At 65.3% G+C, this 1,000-nt stretch carries 1 protein-coding gene; it reads right to left on the bottom strand.

From position 1 onward, the window contains the following. Nucleotides 1-180: 180 nt before the first annotated feature. Nucleotides 181-522, bottom strand: a complete 342-nt coding sequence (locus ABT147_RS47235; RefSeq protein ID WP_351418755.1) for a hypothetical protein — start codon at nucleotides 520-522, stop codon at nucleotides 181-183. Nucleotides 523-1,000: the final 478 nt, after the last annotated feature.

A 1,000-nucleotide genomic window follows, 5' to 3' on the forward strand; every position in this document is an offset into this window, starting at 1 on the left:
GTCAGCTTGCTGACGGACCCTCACGCAAGATCGAGGCTAGAGGACAGCAGCGGTTTCAGGCGGCTTGAAGTGCGGATTGAGGGCGGGGCTGGGCAGCATTAGACCCGATGGTCGACCGGGTGAGCCGCCGGGTCATGAGAGTGATCGCACCCCATGGCCAACTCCGTTGCGTACAAAGGTTCAAAGAAGGGTTCGCAGGGCGGTGGCTGCGAGCGCGGATGTGGCGGCGGTGCAAAAGCGGCGGCGGAGCATGGCTGTGGGGTCCTCGTAGGGCGGTGCGGGCATGCCGGGGGGATAGAAGCCAAGGCAGACGGGTGTGCAGCCGAATACTGCCGTGAGGGCTTGTCGCTGGCGCTGGTGCGGCCAGTGGGTTTTTCCGGTTACCCAGTTGCGGACCGTGCGGTCACCGACGGTCCCTTTGTGACCGGCCGCCTTCAGCTCATCGTTCACCCTGTCGGCTAACCCGCCCTGCTTGAAGGCGTGTTCGGTCATGTGGGCCTGCAACCGGAAATTTCCTTCCACGCACTCACCGTAGCCGCGTGATCATGCAGCGTGGAGGGGTTGCGAGGATCCCGCCCCTCAGAAATTTCCGGTCACCGCGAGTAGCAACCAGCTCACTTTTCCTACCTGTTGACCACGCTCCGGCGTTGGACTGGACATGCGCCCCGGTGAACGCCGCAGGCGCCGGTGGCCGTCTCTCGTTCCCCCGTGGGAGATGGCCGCCACAAGCTTCCCGACCGCGAGCGCGAGGCACCAACATGACGACGCGCAGCACGCAGCCCATGGCCGGCGCCTACGTGGACGCCCCGGCGATTCACCGCGAGCGGCTGAGCCCGCAGCAGATCGCAGGCCGTTCGTGCTGCTGGTGCAGCGGAACTCCCGACCCCAGGTTTCCGGTGCCGATACTACCTAAAAGGCCAGGTTCGGGCGTGTGCGGTCTTTGCTGGTCAGGGTGGGTGGGCTCCTGGTCGGGGGTGTGGTCGGTTGTTCGACATTCCTG

It is taken from the genome of Streptomyces sp. NPDC001868 (genome assembly GCF_040297125.1).
Classification (GTDB): domain Bacteria; phylum Actinomycetota; class Actinomycetes; order Streptomycetales; family Streptomycetaceae; genus Streptomyces.